This window comes from Achromobacter xylosoxidans, assembly GCF_014490035.1.
Lineage (GTDB): Bacteria > Pseudomonadota > Gammaproteobacteria > Burkholderiales > Burkholderiaceae_B > Achromobacter > Achromobacter bronchisepticus_A.
Window position 1 is genome coordinate 5,386,839 of record NZ_CP061008.1, and the last position, 20,083, is coordinate 5,406,921.

Below are 20,083 nucleotides of genomic sequence, written 5' to 3' on the forward strand. Positions count from 1 at the left end.
CCCCGGCTCAACAGGCGATTGCTTCAAAACGTTGCCACGTAGCCAGCGATCCCGCGCTCCGGCGCCTAAACCATCAAATACTGCGTCAACTTCTCCAGCATGGCGTCGCAGGCTTGCAGCTGCGAAAGTTCGACGTACTCGTCGGCCTTGTGCGCCACCTCGATGCTGCCGGGTCCGCAGATCAGCACCGAGGTCTGCGCCCACAGCTGCTGGAACAGCCCGCCTTCGGTGCCGAAGGCAGCCTTGGTGAGCGGCGTGTCCGGCGGCAGCCACGAGGCCAGCAGCGCCACGGCCGCCGAGCCGTCCGCCGTGGCCAGGCCGGGATAGCTATTGACCACTTCGACCCGGGGCGGTTCGGCCTCGGGCCGGGCGCCCGCGGCGCGCATCTTCGTCCTGGTCAGCTCCAGCACCCGCTCCAGGATCTGGTTAGGGTCGTCCTGCGCGACGTTGCGGATCTCGAAATTGACTTCGCATTCCGCGGGCACGATGTTCAGCGCCGTGCCGCCCTTGATGGTGCCGGCATGCACCGTGGTATATGGCACGTCATAGCCGGCCTCGCGCGGTCCGTGTTCGGCCAGGTCGCGCTGCACGTCGCGCAGCGCGCCGATCAGATCGCTGGCCGTATGGATGGCGTTGACGAAATGCGGCGCCAGCCCGGAATGGCCCGCCTGGCCGCAGCACACGGCCCGGTAGGCCGCCTTGCCCTTGTTGCCGGTGCCGATCTTCATCAGCGTGGGCTCGCCCACCACGCACAGCAACGGTGCGGGCTCCATGTCTTGCAGCGCGCGCAGCAGGTGGCGCACGCCGACGCAGCCGATTTCTTCATCGAACGACAGCGCCAGATGCAGCGGGCGCGCCAGCGGCAGGCGAGCCGCGCGGATCATGGCCATCACGGCGCAGGCGACGAAGCCCTTCATGTCCGCGCTGCCCCGACCATAGATGCGACCATCGCGCTCGGTCGCCTGAAAGGGCGGCGTGGTCCAGGGCTGCCCCGTCACGGGCACCACATCGGTATGGCCCGAGAGCAGGATGCCGGGTACTTCCAAAGGGCCGACGGAAGCGAACAGATTGCTGCGCCTGGCGTCCTGCGGGTCCGCCGCCAGCGTGGATGCGATGCCCGCCTGCGCCAGCAATTCCCGCACCCGTTCTATGAGGTCGATATTGGGCGTCAGCGTGACGGATTCAAAGGCGAGCAGTTCGCGCAATAGGTCTGGACTGTTGTCCGGGGTCGGTGAGCTCATGGCATGGACCTGCAAAAGACGGACGGCGCGCGCGCCGTCCATTCACTTGTTTTCAGGAGGCACGTAGGGATCGAAGAAGCTGCCTTCGCTCATGCCCGGAATGTACTGGTCCGAAATGTAGGCGCGGCAGCGCTGCATGAACACTTCGGTCAGGCGCGACGGCTTCATCGGTTTGTAGGTGGTGAGCCCGAGCAGCATCGGCCGGTGTTCGCCCACCAGGCGCAGCCGCACCAGGCGCTTGCCGTCCAGGGCCTGGGTGGACTTCGGCCGCACGTTGAACAGGGCGTAGCCGATGCCGTTGGCCACCATGGACCGCACCACTTCCTCAGAGCGCGAGCGCGCCACGATGTTCGGCTCCAGGCCGAACTTCGCGAACAGGGACATGAAGTAGTCGCGGCTCAGGGGCAGGTCCAGCAACACCATGGGCAAGCGCGCCAGTTCTTCCAGCGTTACCGCGATCTGCTGCGACAGCGGATGCAGCTCGCTGACCACCACGTGCGGCGGCAGGCGCGCCAGCGCCTCGAACGATATCTCGTCGCCCAGCCTCAGGTCGTAGCTGAGCGCAACGTCGATCTCCAGCGTATGCAGCTTGTCGATCAGCAACTGCTGATCGCCTTCGACCATGTGCAGCTCGACCTTGTCGAATGCGCGCGAGAACCCGAAGATCACCTCGGGCGCGATCATGGCCGTGAGCGACTGGAAGCAGCCCACGCGCAAGGTGCCCTGGATGGTGTTGCTGGAAACGGATGCAATCTTGTAGAGGCGCGACGCGCGCTCGAGCAGATCTTCGCATTCGCTCATGACCTGCTGGCCTAGCACTGTCAGCGCCAGGCCCTTGGACGGATGCCGCACGAACAGCTGCACGTCCAATTCGGTTTCGACATGTGCGATGGCAGCCGAGATCGACGGCGCCGAAATGTGGATCTGGTTGGATGCCGCGGCGATACTGCCATGCTTGGCAGTGGCGACGAAGTACTCCATCTGGCGCAGCGAAATGCGATTGAGCATAGTCCGAAGTGAGAAAACTGGAGCAGGCTGGAAGGAGGCGGCGGTCCGCTGCGCAGGCCGCCGGCGCGGCCCGGCGCCAGCGTCAACCGCACCGTGCAAAAGTGTATCCACTATGCCCTGACAGCGGGGCATGGCGCTCCTCGGGTTTTCTCGCACTCGCCGCAAGCCGCAAGCGCTCACGGATTGCCTGGCACGCCAAAGCTCGGCGCGGCGCGCGGGTCCCTGGCGCGGGTGATGTAGGCCTCGATCTGCGGCTCGTAGACCTGCCAGGCCTCGTACAGCCGTTCGACGGGACCTTGCTCGACCCAGTCCATGCGCAAATCGACGATGGGCCAATCCAGGTCCGCCACCACCAGCAGCCCGGCCGAATGCACCGGCCCTTCTTCGCCGCCAGCCGCCTGGCCCGCCAGCATGGCCTGCATCAGGCGCTCGGCCAACGAACCCGAGGCCTGCTCGAACGCCGACAACATGGCCGCCGGCACTTCCAGCGACGCCAGCATATTGCCCGCGCATGCGGCATGCTCGCCTTGCGCGTCGGCCAGGCGACCCAGCGCGTTCGAGCCCGTGAATATGGCCGGCGCCTGGGTGGCATCGATGGCCATCAGCTGCCGGTAGCTGATGAAAGGACGTTCGGCCAGCGCCTGCAGCGCGCCTTCGGGCGTGCGGCCCTCGGCCATCGCGTCGAGGATGAGCGGCCCCAGGGCGGGGTCGGTGATGTTCTGGCTGACCGCCGCGCCTACGCCCGCACGCGCACGGATGCAGCGCGCCGCGACCGCGGGCGACGAGGACGAAACAGCCGCGCCGAATTGGCCGGTGGCCGGGCAGCGGGCAATGATGGAGAAAGTCATGAGCTGGGCCTCCTGCGGCGTCAATCCGGAATAACGGCAGTCGCGTCGATTTCCACCAGCCACTCGGGGCGCGCCAGCGCTGACACCACAATGCCGGTGGACACGGGGAACACGCCCTTGAGCCATTTTCCGACCACGCGGTAGACCGGCTCCCGATAACGCGGGTCGATGATGTAGATCGTGATCTTGCAAATATCCTGCAGCTCGCCGCCGGCCTCCTTGAGCAACATGTCGATGTTCTTCATCGCCTGTTCGGTCTGGCCCGCCGCATCGCCGATGCAGACGCTCTCCGAGGTGTCCAGATTCTGGCCAATCTGCCCGCGCAAGAAGACGGTGCTGCCGCGCGCGACGACGGCCTGGCACAGATCGTTATCGAGGTTCTGTTCAGGGTAGGTTGCCTTGGTATTGAAGGTGCGTATGCGCTTGTGCTTCATGGCTCGTATCTGCATTAGGGTTTATCCGGAGACCCCGCGCCCGCCTGGCTGGCGGCATCGCACAAGGCCGTGACCTGCCCGCTGATGGTCGGTCCAAGCGGGAACGCAGCCTATTTGTTTTTTCCGGCGTCCCGTCTCGGAAATCCTGACGCGGGCGGCGCCCGCCGCCATGCGCATGCGACCTGCCTCGGCGGCCTCGCGGGGCCATCAGGAAAATCGATCCATGCCAACGGAAAAGGCGACTTGGTGCCTCGGATGGCCTCTCGCATCATTGGTTTTCGCTGGCGTGGCCGGTGCGGCGGGCGGCGGCAACGCCCGGTCCCGGATCGACGGCCGACGTCACCAGATGCAATCCGCAGCAACCTCACCTTACAAGGGATCCGGATGAACACCGCCTCAACGCCGGCGCAAGCCGCCTATCCCCGATTCCGCTACGACGGCTCGGGCGACCTGGCCCGCATCGGGCTGATCTACATCGCTTCCAGCGTCGTGATGGAAGAAGAAATGTGGGCCATGTCCGCTCCAGGGGTTTCCACCCATACCGCGCGCATCAAGCTGCCCAAGGTCACGGTGCAAGGCATCGAAGAGATGATGAACGCGCCTGAACTCGAACAGGCCGCGCGCCTGGCCGGCGCCGCTCCCATCGACGTGCTGCTGTTCGGCGGCACCAGCGCCTCGTTCCTGCATGGCACCGCCTATGACCAGGCGCTGATCCAGAAGCTGCGGCAGTGGGTGCCGGGGCCGCAGATCACCACCGCCTCCACCGCGACGCTCGCGGCGCTGAAGAAGGTCAAGGCCGGCAAGGTTGCGCTGGCCACGCCCTATCTTCCAGAGATCCACGAGCGCGCCATCCGCTTCCTGCAGGAAAACGGCCACGAGGTCGTCAAGAGCGCCTGCCTCGGCATCTCTGACGATCACGCGCTGGCCGAGGTCTCGCTGGAAAAGGTCTACGACCACGTGCTCTCGGTCGATCACCCCGACGCGACGGCCATCTTCGTCTCGTGCACCAACTTCCGCACCGTCGGCGCCATCGAGGCGCTGGAACAGAAACTCGGCAAGCCGGTGATCTCGGCCATCCAGGCTTCGTTCTGGCATTGCCTGGATCTCACCGGCGCGGCGGGCGCCAAGCCCGGCTACGGCTCGCTGTTCAACGGCAACCTGAGCAAGGCCGCAGCAATGTAGACCATTCAACGAAGTGCATGACCAATAAATAAGCAAGGGGAAAATAATGCATCTACACCAAACCATCACGGCGCTGACGCTCGCAGGCGCCTCGCTGTTCGCTGTGACGCCCGCCCAAGCCGAGAAGCTGGTGCTGGGCAACGAAGGCAGTTATCCGCCCTTCAGCATGGTCGACCCGTCAGGCCGCCTGACCGGCTTTGAACCCGACCTGGCGCGCGAGATGTGCAAGCGGATGAAGGTCGATTGCGAGATCGTCGTCATGGACTTCAAGGCCCTGATCCCGGCGCTGCTGCAGAAGAAACTGGATGCCGTGGTCAGCCAGACCAAGCCGCTGCCGGAGCGCAAGGAAAAAGTGCTGTTCGGCCGACCGGTGCTGTTCAACCCGGACTCCTATGTGGTGCCCGAGGCCAAGAACTACACCTTCACGCCGGAGGGCCTGAAGGGCGTGCGCATCGGCCTGCAACGCGGCTCGGCCCAAGCCAAGTACGTGGGCGAGACATTCGGCAACGCGGTGCAGATCGTGTTCTACGACAACCCCGACCAGATCCGTCTCGACCTGGCCAACGGCCGGCTCGACATGAGCCTGGGTCCCAAGATCAGCTGGACCAATGAGTTCCTGTCCAAGCCCCAGGGCAAGGGCTGGAAGTTCGCTGGCGGCGATCTGTGGACTGGCGGCGGCGAAGCCGGATCGAGCTGGATCGCCCGCAAGGACGGCGGCGAACTGCTCAACCGCATGAACGTCACGCTGGACACCATCATCAAGGACTGCACCTTCACCAAGCTGCGCAAGCCGTACATGGAAGTGGAGCTGCTGCCCGAGGAAGCGGCCTGCCGCTAGCAGGATTCGCGCGCGCCGCCCGAGTCCCCGGCACGAGCTTGCCGGACCGGGCGGAACTCCACCCACGCTTGCCAGGAAGACCTCATGCCTTCGATGGGTTTCGTGCAGCAACTCGCGACCGGCGCAATGATGACGATCCAGGTCGCCGTCTGCGCCTACCTGCTGGCGCTCGCGATCGGGACGTTCTTCGCCCTGATCACGCTGCGGCCGACATGGCTGGCCAAGATCGTCTGGATTCCGTATGCCTCCATCTTCACGGGGGTGCCTTCGCTGCTGGTCGGCTTCCTGTTCTATTACGGCGGCTCGCAGATCGTCGCCAGCCTGCTAGCGCCGTTCGGCATCGACCAGCAGATCGAGGTAACGCCGTTCATGGCGGCGGTAGCGGCTCTGGGCATGGTGTATGGCGCCTATCTGGCCGACCTGATCCGCAGCGCGATCCAGAACGTTCCCCACGGCCAGTTCGAGGCCGCGCGGGTGCTGCTGGTGCCGCGCACCGCCATCTGGCTCAAGGTGATCCTGCCGCAGATGCTGCGGCTGGCCCTGCCCGGCATGACCAATATGTGGATCGTCGTGCTCAAGGACACCGCCCTCATCTCCCTGATCGGCCTGAAGGAAATCATGGCCTACGCCAAGCTTGCCTCGGGCGTGACCAAGGAGCCTTTCGTCTATTACATGCTTGCGGCCGGCTTCTTCCTGATGATGACCTGGCTCACCTACTACGTGGCGCGCCGTGTCGAAACATGGGCTGCGCGCGGCTTTCATCCCGTCGTGACCAAGGGAGCGTCGCATGCACTTTGACTTCCAGGTAGCCTGGGACAGCCTGCCCAAACTGCTGGCCGGCGCCGGCACCACCTTCGCCGTGCTGCTGCCGGTGCTGGTCATCGGCCTGCTGCTGGCGCTGCCGGTGGCGCTGGCAAGCTTCCGGCCCGGTGCCCGCGCGCTCTTCGCCAGCAGCTACATCGGCTTCTTCCGCGGCGTCCCCAGCCTGGTGCTGCTGTACCTGATCTACAGCGGACTGCCGCAGTTCTCCATCGTGCGCGACACCCCCTTGTGGAGCGTCTTCTCCAACGCCTATGTCTGCGCCTGGCTGGGCCTGGCGCTGACCCATTCCGGCTTCATGGCGGAGATCATCCGCGGCGGACTGGCGGCGATACCCCGGGGCACGATCGAAGCGGCGCAGACCCTGGGCCTGAAGCCTGCGCAGATCCTGTTCCGCCTGCGCCTGCCGCTGGTGGCGCGCTATGTGCTGCGCGCCTATCAGAATGAATTGCTGATCATGGTGAAAAGCACGGCAGCCGTCAGCGCCATCACGCTGGTCGACCTCACCGCGGCCGCCAACACCGTGTTCGACTACACCTATGACCCGTTCACGCCCCTGATCACGGCGGCGGCGATCTACTGGTGCATCACCAACTGCATACGACTTGGCTTCTCGATCGCGGACCGCAAGTTGAACCGCTATCTCGCCAGGGCTTGAACCGCCCGGCCGACCGAACTATCAGAGCGCGAACCATCATGACTGCCATCCTGTCCAGCATCACGCCGCCTGTCTCCGCCACCCTGTCCGAGTGCGCGCCCGCGGTCTCCATCTCGGGTTTGAACAAGTTCTACGGCGCCTTCCACGCCCTGCGGGATATCCACCTGGAGGTCTCCAACGGCGAGATCGTCATCCTCTGCGGTCCTTCCGGATCCGGCAAGTCGTCCCTCATCCGCTGCATCAATCATCTGGAACAGCATGACTCGGGCGACATCCGGGTCAATGGCGCCGAACTGACCCGGCGTCCCGAAGACGTGGAGAAAGTGCGGCGCCAGCTGGGCATGGTGTTCCAGAACTTCAACCTCTTTCCGCATATGACGGTGCTGGACAACTGCACCTTCGCGCTGAAGATCGCCTTGAAGGTTCCAGCCCGCGAGGCCGAACAGACGGCGCGCGAATACCTGGCCAAAGTCAATGTGATCGAGCAGGCCGACAAGTATCCGATCCAGCTTTCCGGTGGCCAGCAGCAACGCGTGGCCATTGCCCGCGCGCTCTGCCTGCGCCCGCGCATCATGCTCTTCGATGAGCCGACCTCGGCGCTCGATCCGGAATCGGTCGGCTCGGTGCTGCGCATCATGGAAAACCTGGCGCAGACCGGCATCACCATGATCTGCGTCACCCACGAAATCGGCTTCGCCCGCAGGGTGGCCGACCGCTGCGTCTTCATGGAGCGAGGCGAAATCATCGAGACCGCGCCCACTGAACAGTTTTTTGGGGCGCCCCGCAGCGAGCGCCTGAAGAATTTCCTCGAGCAGGTTCTGTAGTCAACCATATAGACAAGGGGTTGTCATGATCAAGAAACTCATAAGCGCCGGCATGCTTGCCGGCGCGGCTCTCTCCGCCACGGCGCAGGCGCAGGATGCGCTGGTGGTCAGCACCTGGGGCGGCAGCTTCCGCGATCTCATCGACGAGAACATCGGCCGCGAGTTCACGCGACAGACCGGCGTGCCGGTGAAGTACATCACGGGCGGCACCATAGACCGGCTGAACAAAGCCAAGCTCGCCACCAAGCCGGAAAGCGACATCACGTTCACCACGTCGCATATCGGCTGGCTCTATGTCAACGCCAACCTGTACGAAAAACTTGACCTGAGCAAGATCCCCAACTACTCGCACCTGGTCGACCGGGCCAAGATCAGCCCGTACCATATCGGCAGCTGGGCGTACGTGTACACCATCGGCTACCGCCCCGACCTGGTTCCCGCGGGCGTCACCTTCAACAGCTGGAACGATCTGTGGAGCCCGGCGCTGAAAGGCAAGCTGTCCGCGCCCGATTTCGACCCCAGCCACATCATCGACATTTCGGCCTTGCTGTCCGGCGGCGACGCCAGCACCTGGGAAAAGGGGCAGGAAAAACTCAAGGCCCTGAAACCCAATTTCAAGGCTTTCTACACCAACGACGCCAACAGCCAGCAACTGATCGCCGCCGGCGAAACGCCGGTGCAGGTCGTGCTATCCATGAACGCGTACTACATGATCGGCCAGGGCGTGCCCATCAAGGTGGCGATGCCCAAGGAAGGCGCGGTGCTGGGTGTCGATACCATGGCCATCATGAAAGGCAGCGCCAAGACCGACCTGGCCCACAAGTTCATGGACATCGCGCTGTCGCCTGAGGTGCAGGCCAAGATCGTGGCGGCCAAGAAAGCCAGCCCCGTCGTCGACAACGCCAAGGTCTCGCCTGAAGACGCTGCCCTTCCTGGCGTCTTCACGACCAAACAGCAGTGGGACACCCAGGCCATCGTCATCGACGACAAGCTGCGCGCGGAGAAAACGGCCGAGTGGCGCAAGTGGTTTACCGAGAACATCATGAACTGATAACGCAAGGCCGCGGCCCCATGGGGCCGCGGCGCCGCCACGTCCTCAACGTAAACCAAGGATGGGTTCACCATGGATGCGCGTTCCACCCTGAGGGGATGGCTGATATCCCCGGCAAGCTTCATCGCCCTGTGCATCTGCGTCGCCATGGCGGCCGTGCTGCAGTACAGCTTGCGCACCTTCATTCCGGGTTCGCTGGACGTCGGCGGCCTGACGCTGACTAACTTTTCGGGCATGGGCAAGCAGATCTACATCGATGCCTTCACCAACACCTTGCGCCTGAGCGTGGAGACCACGGTCTGTTCCCTGCTCGTGGCCTATCCGCTGGCGTATGCCCTGGTCCGGGTGCGCAACCGTGCCATCAAATCCTTCATCCTGATCGTGTCCATCACGCCGCTGTTCCTGGGCGAGATCGTGCGCACCTATTCCTGGATCATCGTGCTGGGCAGCACGGGCTTCATCAATTCGATGCTGCTCAAGATAGGCCTGATCGATACGCCGCTCACACTGATGTTCAGCCATCTGGGCGTGCTGGTGGCGCTGGTGCACGTCACCATCCCCGTCGTGGTGCTGATGCTGGCCACGGCCATCTCGCACATCGACCGCGACTACGAAAAGGCCGCGGAAAGCCTGGGCGCGGGGCCGGTACGCACCTTTCTCACGATCACCCTGCCGCTGTCCATGCCCGGCATCCTGGCCAGCATCACCACCTCGTTCGCCTGGACCTTCAGCGCCTTCGCCACGCCGCAGATGATAGGCGGGGGCCGCGTGCCGACGGTCTCGACGCTGGTCTACCAATTGGGATTCTCGTCGATGAACTTCCCCCTCGCCGCCAGCCTAAGCGTCATGGGCCTGGGCCTGACGGCGATCTCGCTGATGCTGCTCGGCCAGGTCACGCGCCGTCTCAAGGTCATCGGAGGACATTGACATGAGCATCCGCAAATCCCTGCCCTTGTGGCTGCGCATCGGCGCGCCGGTGCTGATCACGCTGATCCTCGCCTTCGTGCTGCTGCCGGTAGTCGTGGTGATGCTGGCCTCCTTCAACGACAAGGCCCTGCTCACTTTTCCGCCGCAGGCCTGGTCCTGGCGCTGGTTCGAGCGCGTCTTCACCTACGCCGATTTCCGCGATGGCTTTCGCGCCAGCATGGTGGTGACGCTCTGGTCCTCGCTGCTGGCGCTGGTCATCGGCACCGGCCTGGCGATCGCCGTCAAGCGCATGGCGTTTCCGGGCAAGAACATCCTGCAAGCCATCCTGCTCTCGCCGCTGGTGATTCCCCATTTCACGGTCGGGCTGGGCCTGCTGATCCTGGCGGCGCAGCTGAACGTGGACCGCGGCTACGGGATCGTGATTCTGTGCCACGTCATCCTGGTCCTGCCGTTCGTGCTGCGCAGCGTCTATGTCTCGATGGAGAACCTGGACGAACGCCTGGAGCAGAGCGCCGCCAGCCTGGGCGCCTCGCCCGTGCGGGTGCTGTTCACGATTACCGTGCCTCTGCTGGCGCCCGGGCTGTTCGGCGGCTGGCTGTTCGCGGCCATCATGTCATTCAGCGAATTCACCGCCTCGCTGTTCGTAACCACCCAGAGCACGCAGACCTTGCCAGTGACCATGTACAACTATGTGCGCGAGTTCGCCGACCCGACCCTGGCTGCGCTGTCGGTGGTGTACATCGTGGTGACGGCCGCGCTGTTGATCTTCGCCAACCGTTTCCTCGGGCTGAGCAGGATCCTCAATATCGAGGACAACCACTAGAGAATTCTGGGGTGGAATGTTGCTGATTGGTTTGGTGAGATCAGGTTCTTGAGCCGCTGGCGTCCGGACTGCGGGATTCCGATGCTCGCCCCGGTGGGGCTGCGCTTCGGATCCCTCCGCCCGGCCACCGGCTCACAATATCTACCCATGAACGGGGTCCAAAGCCGACGCATCAGGCTACTGTCAGCCGAGGTGGTCCGGAGCCATCCGAAGCGCAGCCCCATTGGGGCGAGCATCGGAATGGCGCAGGGCTGCCTCGGCGGCTAAAGAACGCTGACATCTGAGAGCTCGAAGCCCTGCCGCTTCGGTTTTGTGAGGCTGGGTTCTTGAGTCGCCGGCGTCCGGACTGCGGGATTCCGATGCTCGCCCCGGTGGGGCTGCGCTTCGGATCCCTCCGTCCGGCCACCGGCTCACAATATCTACCCATGAACGGGGTCCAAAACCAACGCATTAGGCGACTGTCAGCCGAGGTGGTCCGGAGCCATCCGAAGCGCAGCCCCATTGGGGCGAGCATCGGAATGGCGCAGGGCTGCCTCGGCGGCTAAAGAACCCTGACATCCGCAAGACCCAACGTCAATAGCCGCGCGCGGGATCTACGCGGTTGGCGGGCTCCAGGCCCTGGTTGACGCGCAGTATGTTGTCGGCGATCTGTCCGGCGGCCGATGCTGGAATGGCCACCGAAGCCAGGTGCGGCGTGATCAGCACGTTGTCCATCGCCCAGAGCGGGTCGCCAGTGAGCAGGGGCTCGCGCTCGAACACGTCCAGCGTCGCGCCGCCCAGATGGCCGCTGCGCAGCAGATCGGTCAGGGCGGCCTGGTCCACCAGCGCGCCCCGGGCCACATTGATCAGGGCTGCTCCGCGGGGCAGACGCTGCAAACGTTCGCGATCCAGCAGGCCGCGAGTCTGCGGCGTCAGCGGCAGCATCACCACCAGGATGTCCGCGCGCGACAGCACCGTGTCCAGCGACTCCATGCCGGCGTGGCACTCGACGCCTTCGATGCTGCGCGGGCTGCGCGACCAACCCAGCACCGTCAACCCCTGGCGGCGCAGCTCCTGCGCCGCGCAGGCGCCCAGCTCGCCCAGGCCCAGCACCGCCACACGCACGCCCTCGGGCGAACGCGGATGGCGGTAGGCCCACTCGCCGCGCCGCTGCGCCGCCTCGAAATACGGAATATCGCGCGCATAGCGCAGGGTGGCGAACAGCACGTAGCCCGCCATCATGCGCGCCATGTTCGGATCCGTGATACGCGTGATGGGTACGCCGGCCGGCAGGTCCTCGCGGCCCACCAGCGAATCCACTCCCGCGCCCAGGTTCACGATAAGGCGCAAGTTCTTCATGCGGTCGAAGAAGCCCTGCGGCGCCTTCCAGGCCAGTGCGTAATGGATGCTGGCCGGGTCGTGCGCCTCGCTGCCGTGCACCATGCGCAGGTCCGGCAGGCGCGCCCGCATGGCGTCGCGCCAGGCCGTGTAGTCGTCGAACTCGCTGTAGAAAACCATCGTGCCCGACACGGCCGGGCGGGAGGATGCATGCATGGCGGGGCGACCTCAGGCGCTGCGGTTGATCAGGCGGGACATGGCCTCGATGGCCAGCTCATAGCCGTCGCCGCCCAGGCCCGCGATGACACCGTCGGCGGCCTTGGAAATGTAGGAATGATGGCGGAAGGCCTCGCGCCGCCAGATGTTGCTCATGTGGACCTCGATGATCCTGCCGGGAAAGGCTAGCAAGGCATCGAGGATGGGCACCGACGAATAGGTCAGGCCGGCCGCATTGATGATGACGCCCTGCGCGCTGCCGCGCGCCTCTTGTATCCAGTCGACCAATTGGCCTTCGTGGTTGGACTGGACGAAATTCAGCCGGATGCCCAGCGAGGCGGCCTTGTTTTCGCAACGCTGCTGCAACACGGGAAAGCTGTCGGAACCATAGGTCTTGTTGGCATCCAGTCCGTAGAGATTGGCGTTCGGCCCGTTGAGAAACCAGACCGTGGAGGAGGTGGAAGGTGCGCTCGGCGTCGTCATGGCGGCGGTCTCAGGCTTCGTTGGGAAGGGTGGCCTGCATGGCAGGCAATTGATTGAACACGGCGAACCAGGCTGTGGCGCGCGGATGCGCGGCGCGCCAGTCCAGCTCGGGAAAGCGGAAATCCAGATAGCCCAGGGCGCAGCCTATGGTCAGGCTGCCGATGTCCGGATGCGCTTGCGGCAGCTCGTCTGCCTGCGCCTCGATTTCCGCGAGACAGGCCCGTACCTTGACCAGCTGCGCCTCGCGCCATTGCGGCCATTGGATTTCGGCCGGCCGGGCCGTGTGTTCGTAGCGCGCCAGCAGCGCGGCATCCAGCAGGCCGTCGCCCAGGGCCTGGCGCGTCAATGCCAGCCAGCGCGCCTCGCCCGCCGGAAACAGCTGCGCGTCGCCGGCGGCGCCGGCCAGGTATTCGCAGATCACGCGGCTGTCGTAAAGCGCCCTGCCGTCCGGTAGGATCAGGGTCGGCACCTTGGCCAGCGGATTATGGGCGGCGATGCGCGCATCGCGGTTGACCGGATGCGCCGCGCTGGGCAGCCATTCGATCCGTCCGGCCTGGCCGGTCAGGTGGGCGCAGATCATCACCTTGCGCACGAAAGGGGACGTCGGGGCGTAGAGGAGTTTCAATCCAATCTCCGATTGTCAGGATTTGAGGACCAGCTTGCCGAACACCTTGCCGCTTTCCAGCAACTGGTGCGCGCGCACGGCCTCGGCCAGCGGCAGGCTTTGCGCCATTCTGGGCCGGATGCGGCCGGCGGCCACCAAGGGCAGCACGTGGCGCCTGAGCGCGGCGGCCATGCGGGCCTTCTCGGCATCGGTCTGCGGCCGCATGGTCGAGGAATGCAGGCTCAGCTGCTTCTGCATCAGGGTCAGCAGCTCGACATTGACGGCCGATCCCTGCAGGAAGGAAAGACTCACGTGACGCCCGCCGAAGGCCAGCGCCTGCAGATTGCGGCGCACGTAATCGCCGCCGACGATGTCCAGCACCACGTCCACGCCGCGGCCCTCGGTATAGGTCTCGCAGGCCTGCACGAAATCCGTGTCATGAAAGCAGATCACCTCGGACGCGCCGAGTTCGCGCAAGGCAGCGCCGCGGTCGCGCTCGCCATCCGTCACGATGACCTTTGCCCCGGCCGCATGCGCCATCTGGATCGCCAGCGTGCCGATGCCTCCGCCGCCGCCGTGAATCAGCACGGTCTCGCCCATGCGCAGGCGGCCCAGCTCGAACAGGTTGTGCCAGACGGTGTACAGGCCTTCCGGCAGGGCGCTCGCCTCGGCGTCGCCCAGCCCCGGAGGCACGGACAGGGAATGATCCACGCGCGCCACGCACCACGGCGCATAGCCTCCGCCCGCCAGCAGGCTCATGAACCGCTGTCCGAGCAGGGACTCCGGCACGCCGGGGCCGCAGGCGGCCACCTCGCCGCAGGCCTCCAGCCCGAGCACGTCCGTCACGCCCGGCGCTGGCTTGCTCAGGCCCTGGCGCTGCATGATGTCGGGCCGGTTGATGCCGGCCGAAAGCACACGCAACAGCACTTCGCCGGGGCCTGGCGTGGGGACCGGGCGCTCGGCCAGCGCCAACACCGTGGCGTCGCCGGGCTCGCGGGCGATGATGGCTTGCATTTCAAGGGGGATCTGCTTCATGGAGTTTTGCCTCGCGAAAGAATGGAAGCCGGGCGGCTGCGCTGGCGCGGCCGCCGTGCAGGATGGAACAGCGCGGAACCCGTCTTTCAGGACGACGCGTTGAAGACGCTGACCCCGTGACCGGGCAGAGCAAGTCCCGCCACGGCGCCCACGGGCCATTCATGGATGCAGTTCAGGTCGGAGGTGCGCACCATCACGTGCTGGCGTCCCTCCACGGGAATGTGCACCTCCAGGTACAGATCCACGTGGTCGCCCTGGAATACGTGGTTGACGACCGTGCCGCTCAGCACCGACCCGCTATGCAGGGTTTCCAGCTTGATATGTTCGGGCCGCACATAAAGATCGAGCCGGTGCCCCTCGTGCGAGCCGCCCACCAGGCGGTGGCGGGGAATATGCGTCAGCCCCGCGCCCAGGCGCAGCTGAATGGTCTCCGCGCCGGAGCCGTGATAGTGCGCGGGCAGGATGTTGACGTCGCCCAGGAACGAGGCCACGAACGGGTCCTGCGGATTGCGGTACAGCTCGTCGGGAGCTGCAACCTGCCGGATCACGCCCTGGTTCATCACCGCAATGCGGTCCGACATGCTGAGGGCCTCGCCCTGGTCATGGGTGACAAAGATTGTCGTCACCCCGAGCTTGCGCTGGATATCCCGGATTTCCACCTGCATGGCGCCGCGCAGGCCCTTGTCCAAGGCGGAAAACGGCTCGTCGAGCAGCAGCACCTTGGGGCGGATCACCAGGGCCCGCGCCAGCGCCACCCGCTGCTGCTGGCCGCCGGACAACTCGCGCGGCTTGCGCTCGCCCAGTCCATCCAGCTTCACCAGGGCCATGGCTTCGCCCACCCTGCGCTCGATCTCGGCGGCCGGCACGCGCCGCATCCGCAGGCCATAAGCGATATTGCGCGCCACCGTCATGTGTGGGAACAGCGCGTAGTTCTGGAACACGATGCCGATCTGGCGCTGATATGGCGGCAAGGCCGTGACCGGGGTGTCATCGATGAAGATCTCGCCCTCGTCCGCGTCGGCGAAACCCGCGATCAGGTTCAGCAAGGTGGTCTTGCCGCAACCGGACGGGCCCAGCAGCGTCAGGAACTCTCCGCTCTCGATCTTCAGGGAGACCTTTTGGAGCACCGCATGATCGCGGTATTTCTTGATCACGCCCTCCAATCGGAGCGCGCTGGGAGTATCGGAGGCAAAGGGGCGATTCGGCATGGCTGCTGCACTCACAAAGTTCGACTTCCCGGCGTGTATGGCTCGGGAAAAGCAGGCGGTGGCCGCATGGCACGCAAGAGAGCGTCCTCAGCGTTCTGGTGCGTTCAAGAATACGGCAAGGCCCTTTTCCCAGTGCGTTGCCGATGCTGATGGGGGCCATCGGAAAAAAGAAATCGCGGCATCCCGGACGCCCCGAAGCCCCCCTTTCCGCGCAAACCTGCTCCTTTGCTTTTTCCTAAGTCAGCCGTCCGAAAAACGAAGTTATCAACTCGGGGCTTCAGGGTCACACTGCGTGCCTATCGTTCAGCGCGCCCTTTGATCAAGCGCGCGGTTCGCCGGTCTTCTGTTGCTTGATCTTCGTGTCAGCCTCGAGACGCACCAGGGTCTCGGTAATTTTTAGGATCTTCAAATGTCAATTGAAAAAACCAATACGCTGGTGATCGGCGCCGGTCAGGCCGGCATCGCAATGAGCGAACACCTCGGCGCCATGGGCATTCCGCATATCGTGCTCGAGCGCAAGCGGATCGCCGAACGCTGGCGCTCCGAACGCTGGGACTCGCTGGTCGCCAACGGCCCCGCCTGGCACGACCGCTTTCCCGGCCTGAAATTCGATGACGTCGGACCCGACGTCTTCCCGCCCAAGGAGCGCATGGCCCAGTACTTCGAGGACTACGCCAAGATGCTCAAGGCGCCGGTGCGCACTGGCGTCGAAGTCCTGCGCGTGCAGCGCAACGACAAGCGCCCGGGCTTCACCGTCACCACCTCCGCGGGCACCATCGAAGCCCAGCACGTGGTCGCCGCGACCGGCCCCTTCCAGATCCCCACCTACCCGAAGATCGTGCCGCAGGACGCCGGCATCCAGCAGCTTCACTCCTCGGCCTACAAGAATCCAGGCCAGCTGGCCGAGGGCGCCGTGCTCGTCGTCGGCGCAGGCGCCTCCGGCTCGCAGATCGCCGAAGAACTCCGCCAGGCCGGCCGCACCGTCTACCTGTCGGTGGGCGAACACTATCGCCCGCCCCGCTCCTACCGCCAGCGCGACTACTGCTGGTGGCTGGGCGCGCTGGGCATGTGGGATGAGGTCAAGAAAAAGCCCAAGCGCGAACACGTCGCCTTCGCCGTGAGCGGCTACGAAAACGGCAAGACCGTCGACTTCCGCCGCCTGGCGCGCGACGGCATCCAGCTGGTGGGCATCACCACCTCCTATGAGAACGGCGTGCTGCATTTCGCCGACAACCTCGGCCGCGACGTCGCCCAGGGCGACGCCGACTACTTCGAGGTCCTGCGCGAAGCCGACGCCTACATCGAGCAGAACGGCCTGGACCTGCCGCCCGAGCCCGATGCCTGGAAACTGCTGCCCGACCCGGAATGCCTTACCTACCCCATCCTCAGCCTGAACCTGGCCGAGGCCGGCATCAAGACCATCCTCTGGGCGACCGGCTTCAAGGTCGACTTCAGCTGGATCGACGTCGACACCTTCGACGAAAACGGCTACCCCATCCACAAGCGCGGCATTTCCGCCGAAAAAGGCATTTACTTCCTTGGCCTGCCCAACCTCACCAACCGTAGTTCCTCGTTCATCTGGGGGGTTTGGCACGACGCCCGCTATATCGCGGACCATATCGGCATCCATCTGGATTACCTGGCGTACGAGAAGGAATGAGGGAGGCGGCGCATGGCCGGCTGCCAGGTCAGCCAGAAAAAACCCGCACGCTCGTGGGAGCTGCGGGTTTTTTGCGGTCCTGGCTGGCCTACCCCATTCGGGCACTGTAGCTAGAGCTGGCTAGCGCTGGCATACCATTGCAGCAAGCGCTGCCGAAAGCGCTCGTCCAGTTTCCCGTATCGGGTCTGCGCATCGCCCGCCGCGTGCGGCGTGAGAATCACGTTGTGCATATTCCACAAAGGCGACGCCGGCGGCAGGGGTTCCACTTCGAAAACGTCCAGGTAAGCGCAGCGGACCTGCTCCCGTTGCAACGCCTCGATCAAGGCGTCCTCATCGGCCACCGGTCCCCGCGCAACGTTGATCAGTCCTGCCTCGGCCTTCATCTTGCCAAAGGCATCGGCATCCATGAGATGAAACGTCTCGGGCGTCAGCGGGCATGCAAGGAATACCCAGTCGGCGCGGGGCAATACCTCATCCTTCCTGTCCAGGGTGACGACACTGTCAAAATTCGGCAGGGGGCCGCAGGAAGTTCGCCTCACGCCTATGGTTTTCATGGACACGGCCTTGCATAGCCGGGCGATTTCAGCCCCGATACTGCCGACGCCCACGATCACGGCCGTATTGTTTTCAACTCCCCTCGGCTCCAACGGGCCAAAGCGCACCGGAAACCATTCATTTTCGTACTGCTTGCGGAAATGGACATGCATGTTCCGGGCAAGCATCAGCATGCCAGTGAATGCGCTCAGGGCAACCGTCGTCCCCGCGATCCCCCGCGCATCCCAGATTTGCACGCCACGGGCGCTCAATTCGTCGTAAAACGGCCGATCCAATCCGGCGGAGGGAACCTGCAGGAACCGCAACCCTCCGCATTTCCGCATCAGGTCGCAAAAATCCGACATCTTCCTTGTCAGCTCCGTTTTGGAGGACAGTTCCAGAATATCTGCTGACAGATACGCCCCTACGACCCGGGCCCTGTCCTCCTCCGCAACGCTGTGCGCGCCCTCGTAGAGCAGCCAGTCGAATACCTCGCCACAACGGGACCTGAGCAGGGCGTACCCGTCCACATCACGCCCATGCACCTCGCGGGACAAAACGATAAGCGGATTCATGCAATGCCCCGGGTCAATCTTTGTAGTCCGGACATTTCTTATCCAGGAGCCGCTTCAAGGCAGGCCATTCCAATATTCCGTACGGCTTTTGCTTGCCGGGGCTGTCTGCGCTGGGTTGCAGCTTCAATTGCTGTCCCGTGCGACGTATCACCTCGTCATTTGGAAGGTTGATCTCGGCGCCGGACGACATGACGCGCAGCTGCACGGCGCACGATCTTTCAAGCCTGTAGATATTGTTGAAGGCTTCGGGGATGGTCCGGCCAGTGGCCAGCAAGCCGTGATTCCGGAGAATCATCACGTCGGCCTCCCCCAGGTCGTTCACGAGGCTTTCCTGTTCCTCGGTATCGACCACGACGCCTTGATAGTCGTGGTACGCCACATTCACGAACCGCATCGACGTCTGCGTCAAAGGCAACAGCCCGCATTTCATTGCCGACACGGCCATGCCGTCCAACGTATGCGTATGGATGATGCATTCGACATCATGGCGAGCCTTGTGTATGGCGCTGTGGATGACGAACCCCGCTTTGTTCACACCATAGGTTTCATGGGGGTTGTAGAGAACATTGCCGTCAACGTCCACCTTTATCAGCGACGAGGCCGTAATCTCCGAATAATGATATCCAAACGGGTTGATGAGAAATGAATCCTCGCCCGGCACTCTGGCGGAAATGTGGTTGTAGATCATGTCCAGCATTCCGAACATGTCCACCAGGCGATAGCAGGCGGCCAGATCGACTCGCAGTGCCCACTCTTCATCAGAGAACGTATGCATTGTGCCTCTCCCTTTATCGAGCCACGTTCATCGTGGCCAACAACTTCTCGATGCGCACTTTCTCGCTGGCCTGCAGTGCCGCCATCTCCTGCGGAGTCGACCCGACCGGCTCGCTGCCCTGAGCGATCAGCCGCTCACTGACCTCCTTGTCCCGCAAGGCATCCTGGACCGCCCGGGACAGTACGGCCGTCCGTTCATCCGAGACATCGGCCCGCACCGCGATGCCGAACCACAGCGGCAACTGATAGCCCTTCAAAGATTCACTCATTGTGGGTACGTCCGGCAGCACGTCCGACCGGACATTGGTGGTCACGGCCAGTGGCCGGACATTGCCTTCCTTGACCTGGCCGACCACCTCATTGATGGGCGAAAAAACGAAGTCCAGCTGGCCGCCAAGAAGATCCGTCAGCGCCGCGGCGCCGCCTTTATAGGGAATGTGCGTCATCTCGACCGACGCCATATCGGCCAGCAGGCTCGCGGACATATGTTGAACGGTGCCGTTGCCGGCGGAGCCATAGTTCAGCTTTCCGGGATTCTTCCTGGCGAATGCGACGAGATCGTCGACCGACTTGAAATCCGATTTCGCATTCACGACCAGCACGATCGGAAGATTCGTCAGCTGCGATACGGGACGAAAATCGCGCTGCATATCGTAGTCCACGGATTTGTCCATGACTTTATTCACGATATGAGATGCCGACGTCACCAGCATGATATAGCCGTCGCTGGGCGCGCGCTTGACATACAGAGCCCCGATCCCGCCGCCGGCCCCTGGCTTATTCTCGACGATAACGGGCTGCCCGATCTTCTTGCTCATGCCTTCGGCAACGAGGCGCGCGGTGGCGTCCGTGCTGCCTCCCGCGGAATAAGGAACAACCAGCGTCAGCGGCTTTTCGGGGAAATTCTGAGCCTGGGCGCCGACGGAAACGCCAAGCATGGACACCATAAAAACAAGGGAAGAGAACGGCACTTCCATGGAGCTGTCTCCTATTTTCTATGTTCACTCGCAACGGAATCCGGTAT

The 20,083-nt window shown here is 64.0% G+C and carries 21 protein-coding genes; 9 read left to right on the forward strand and 12 right to left on the reverse strand.

Features of this window, described 5'->3' with window-relative positions; genetic code table 11:
- Positions 1–65: 65 nt before the first annotated feature.
- From argE to IAG39_RS24985, 4 genes are all read right to left on the reverse strand, one after another.
- Entirely contained in the window at positions 66–1,241 is a 1,176-nt protein-coding gene (gene argE / locus IAG39_RS24970; RefSeq protein ID WP_118931819.1) for an acetylornithine deacetylase, read from the reverse strand.
- A gap of 42 nt (positions 1,242–1,283) precedes the next feature.
- A complete protein-coding gene (locus tag IAG39_RS24975) occupies positions 1,284–2,249 on the reverse strand; it encodes a LysR substrate-binding domain-containing protein (protein ID WP_059375270.1) in 966 nt (321 codons plus the stop codon).
- A gap of 176 nt (positions 2,250–2,425) precedes the next feature.
- Positions 2,426–3,097: a DUF1028 domain-containing protein gene (locus IAG39_RS24980; RefSeq protein WP_118931771.1), complete on the reverse strand. Its 672-nt coding sequence runs from the start codon at positions 3,095–3,097 to the stop codon at positions 2,426–2,428.
- Between the two features lie 20 nt (positions 3,098–3,117).
- Positions 3,118–3,531: a RidA family protein gene (locus tag IAG39_RS24985; RefSeq protein WP_059375273.1), complete on the reverse strand. Its 414-nt coding sequence runs from the start codon at positions 3,529–3,531 to the stop codon at positions 3,118–3,120.
- A gap of 384 nt (positions 3,532–3,915) precedes the next feature.
- Between IAG39_RS24985 and IAG39_RS24990 the strand changes: the two genes are divergently transcribed.
- The 8 genes from IAG39_RS24990 (at position 3,916) to IAG39_RS25025 (ending at position 10,653) form a co-directional block, all read left to right on the forward strand.
- Positions 3,916–4,713 carry an Asp/Glu racemase gene (locus tag IAG39_RS24990; protein ID WP_059375276.1) on the forward strand — a complete coding sequence of 266 codons (798 nt, stop codon included), beginning with the start codon at positions 3,916–3,918 and terminating at the stop codon, positions 4,711–4,713.
- 46 nt (positions 4,714–4,759) lie between these two features.
- Positions 4,760–5,551 carry a transporter substrate-binding domain-containing protein gene (locus IAG39_RS24995; protein WP_059375279.1) on the forward strand — a complete coding sequence of 264 codons (792 nt, stop codon included), beginning with the start codon at positions 4,760–4,762 and terminating at the stop codon, positions 5,549–5,551.
- A gap of 84 nt (positions 5,552–5,635) precedes the next feature.
- Positions 5,636–6,349, forward strand: a complete 714-nt coding sequence (locus tag IAG39_RS25000; protein ID WP_059375281.1) for an ABC transporter permease — start codon at positions 5,636–5,638, stop codon at positions 6,347–6,349.
- Complete coding sequence (locus IAG39_RS25005; protein ID WP_059375283.1) at positions 6,339–7,028, forward strand: ABC transporter permease; 690 nt, start codon at positions 6,339–6,341, stop codon at positions 7,026–7,028. Before IAG39_RS25000 ends, IAG39_RS25005 begins: the two co-directional genes overlap by 11 nt.
- Positions 7,029–7,066: 38 nt before the next feature.
- Positions 7,067–7,852: an amino acid ABC transporter ATP-binding protein gene (locus IAG39_RS25010; protein ID WP_059375291.1), complete on the forward strand. Its 786-nt coding sequence runs from the start codon at positions 7,067–7,069 to the stop codon at positions 7,850–7,852.
- A 25-nt stretch (positions 7,853–7,877) separates the two neighbouring features.
- Positions 7,878–8,903, forward strand: a complete 1,026-nt coding sequence (locus IAG39_RS25015) for a PotD/PotF family extracellular solute-binding protein (RefSeq protein ID WP_118931770.1) — start codon at positions 7,878–7,880, stop codon at positions 8,901–8,903.
- A gap of 72 nt (positions 8,904–8,975) precedes the next feature.
- Positions 8,976–9,830: an ABC transporter permease gene (locus IAG39_RS25020; protein ID WP_118931769.1), complete on the forward strand. Its 855-nt coding sequence runs from the start codon at positions 8,976–8,978 to the stop codon at positions 9,828–9,830.
- Between the two features lies 1 nt (position 9,831).
- A complete protein-coding gene (locus IAG39_RS25025) occupies positions 9,832–10,653 on the forward strand; it encodes an ABC transporter permease (RefSeq protein ID WP_118931768.1) in 822 nt (273 codons plus the stop codon).
- 573 nt (positions 10,654–11,226) lie between these two features.
- Here IAG39_RS25025 and IAG39_RS25030 read toward each other — a convergent pair.
- The 5 genes from IAG39_RS25030 to IAG39_RS25050 form a co-directional block, all read right to left on the reverse strand.
- Positions 11,227–12,186 (reverse strand): 2-hydroxyacid dehydrogenase, encoded by a 960-nt coding sequence (locus IAG39_RS25030; protein ID WP_118931766.1) that lies wholly within the window; start codon positions 12,184–12,186, stop codon positions 11,227–11,229.
- A gap of 12 nt (positions 12,187–12,198) precedes the next feature.
- Positions 12,199–12,669 (reverse strand): type II 3-dehydroquinate dehydratase, encoded by a 471-nt coding sequence (locus IAG39_RS25035; RefSeq protein WP_118931765.1) that lies wholly within the window; start codon positions 12,667–12,669, stop codon positions 12,199–12,201.
- Positions 12,670–12,679: 10 nt separating this feature from the next.
- A complete protein-coding gene (locus tag IAG39_RS25040; protein WP_118931764.1) occupies positions 12,680–13,294 on the reverse strand; it encodes a glutathione S-transferase in 615 nt (204 codons plus the stop codon).
- A 15-nt stretch (positions 13,295–13,309) separates the two neighbouring features.
- Positions 13,310–14,308, reverse strand: a complete 999-nt coding sequence (locus tag IAG39_RS25045; protein WP_118931763.1) for an NAD(P)H-quinone oxidoreductase — start codon at positions 14,306–14,308, stop codon at positions 13,310–13,312.
- Between the two features lie 86 nt (positions 14,309–14,394).
- Positions 14,395–15,462, reverse strand: coding sequence for an ABC transporter ATP-binding protein (locus IAG39_RS25050; RefSeq protein WP_410469165.1), 1,068 nt, complete (start codon positions 15,460–15,462; stop codon positions 14,395–14,397).
- Between the two features lie 463 nt (positions 15,463–15,925).
- On the opposite strand from IAG39_RS25050, the gene IAG39_RS25055 reads away from it, so the two are divergent.
- Positions 15,926–17,176: a flavin-containing monooxygenase gene (locus IAG39_RS25055; protein ID WP_059375379.1), complete on the forward strand. Its 1,251-nt coding sequence runs from the start codon at positions 15,926–15,928 to the stop codon at positions 17,174–17,176.
- Positions 17,177–17,286: 110 nt separating this feature from the next.
- Here the strand turns inward: IAG39_RS25055 and IAG39_RS25060 are convergent, their stop codons facing one another.
- From IAG39_RS25060 to IAG39_RS25070, 3 genes are read right to left on the reverse strand one after another with little or no spacing between them, the layout of a single operon-like run.
- Positions 17,287–18,285 (reverse strand): D-2-hydroxyacid dehydrogenase, encoded by a 999-nt coding sequence (locus tag IAG39_RS25060; RefSeq protein ID WP_118931762.1) that lies wholly within the window; start codon positions 18,283–18,285, stop codon positions 17,287–17,289.
- A 13-nt stretch (positions 18,286–18,298) separates the two neighbouring features.
- Positions 18,299–19,060: a class II aldolase/adducin family protein gene (locus IAG39_RS25065; RefSeq protein ID WP_059375472.1), complete on the reverse strand. Its 762-nt coding sequence runs from the start codon at positions 19,058–19,060 to the stop codon at positions 18,299–18,301.
- A gap of 13 nt (positions 19,061–19,073) precedes the next feature.
- The gene (locus tag IAG39_RS25070; RefSeq protein WP_118931761.1) at positions 19,074–20,036 is read right to left on the reverse strand and encodes a Bug family tripartite tricarboxylate transporter substrate binding protein; all 963 of its coding nucleotides are present in this window, start codon (positions 20,034–20,036) and stop codon (positions 19,074–19,076) included.
- Positions 20,037–20,083 lie beyond the last annotated feature (47 nt).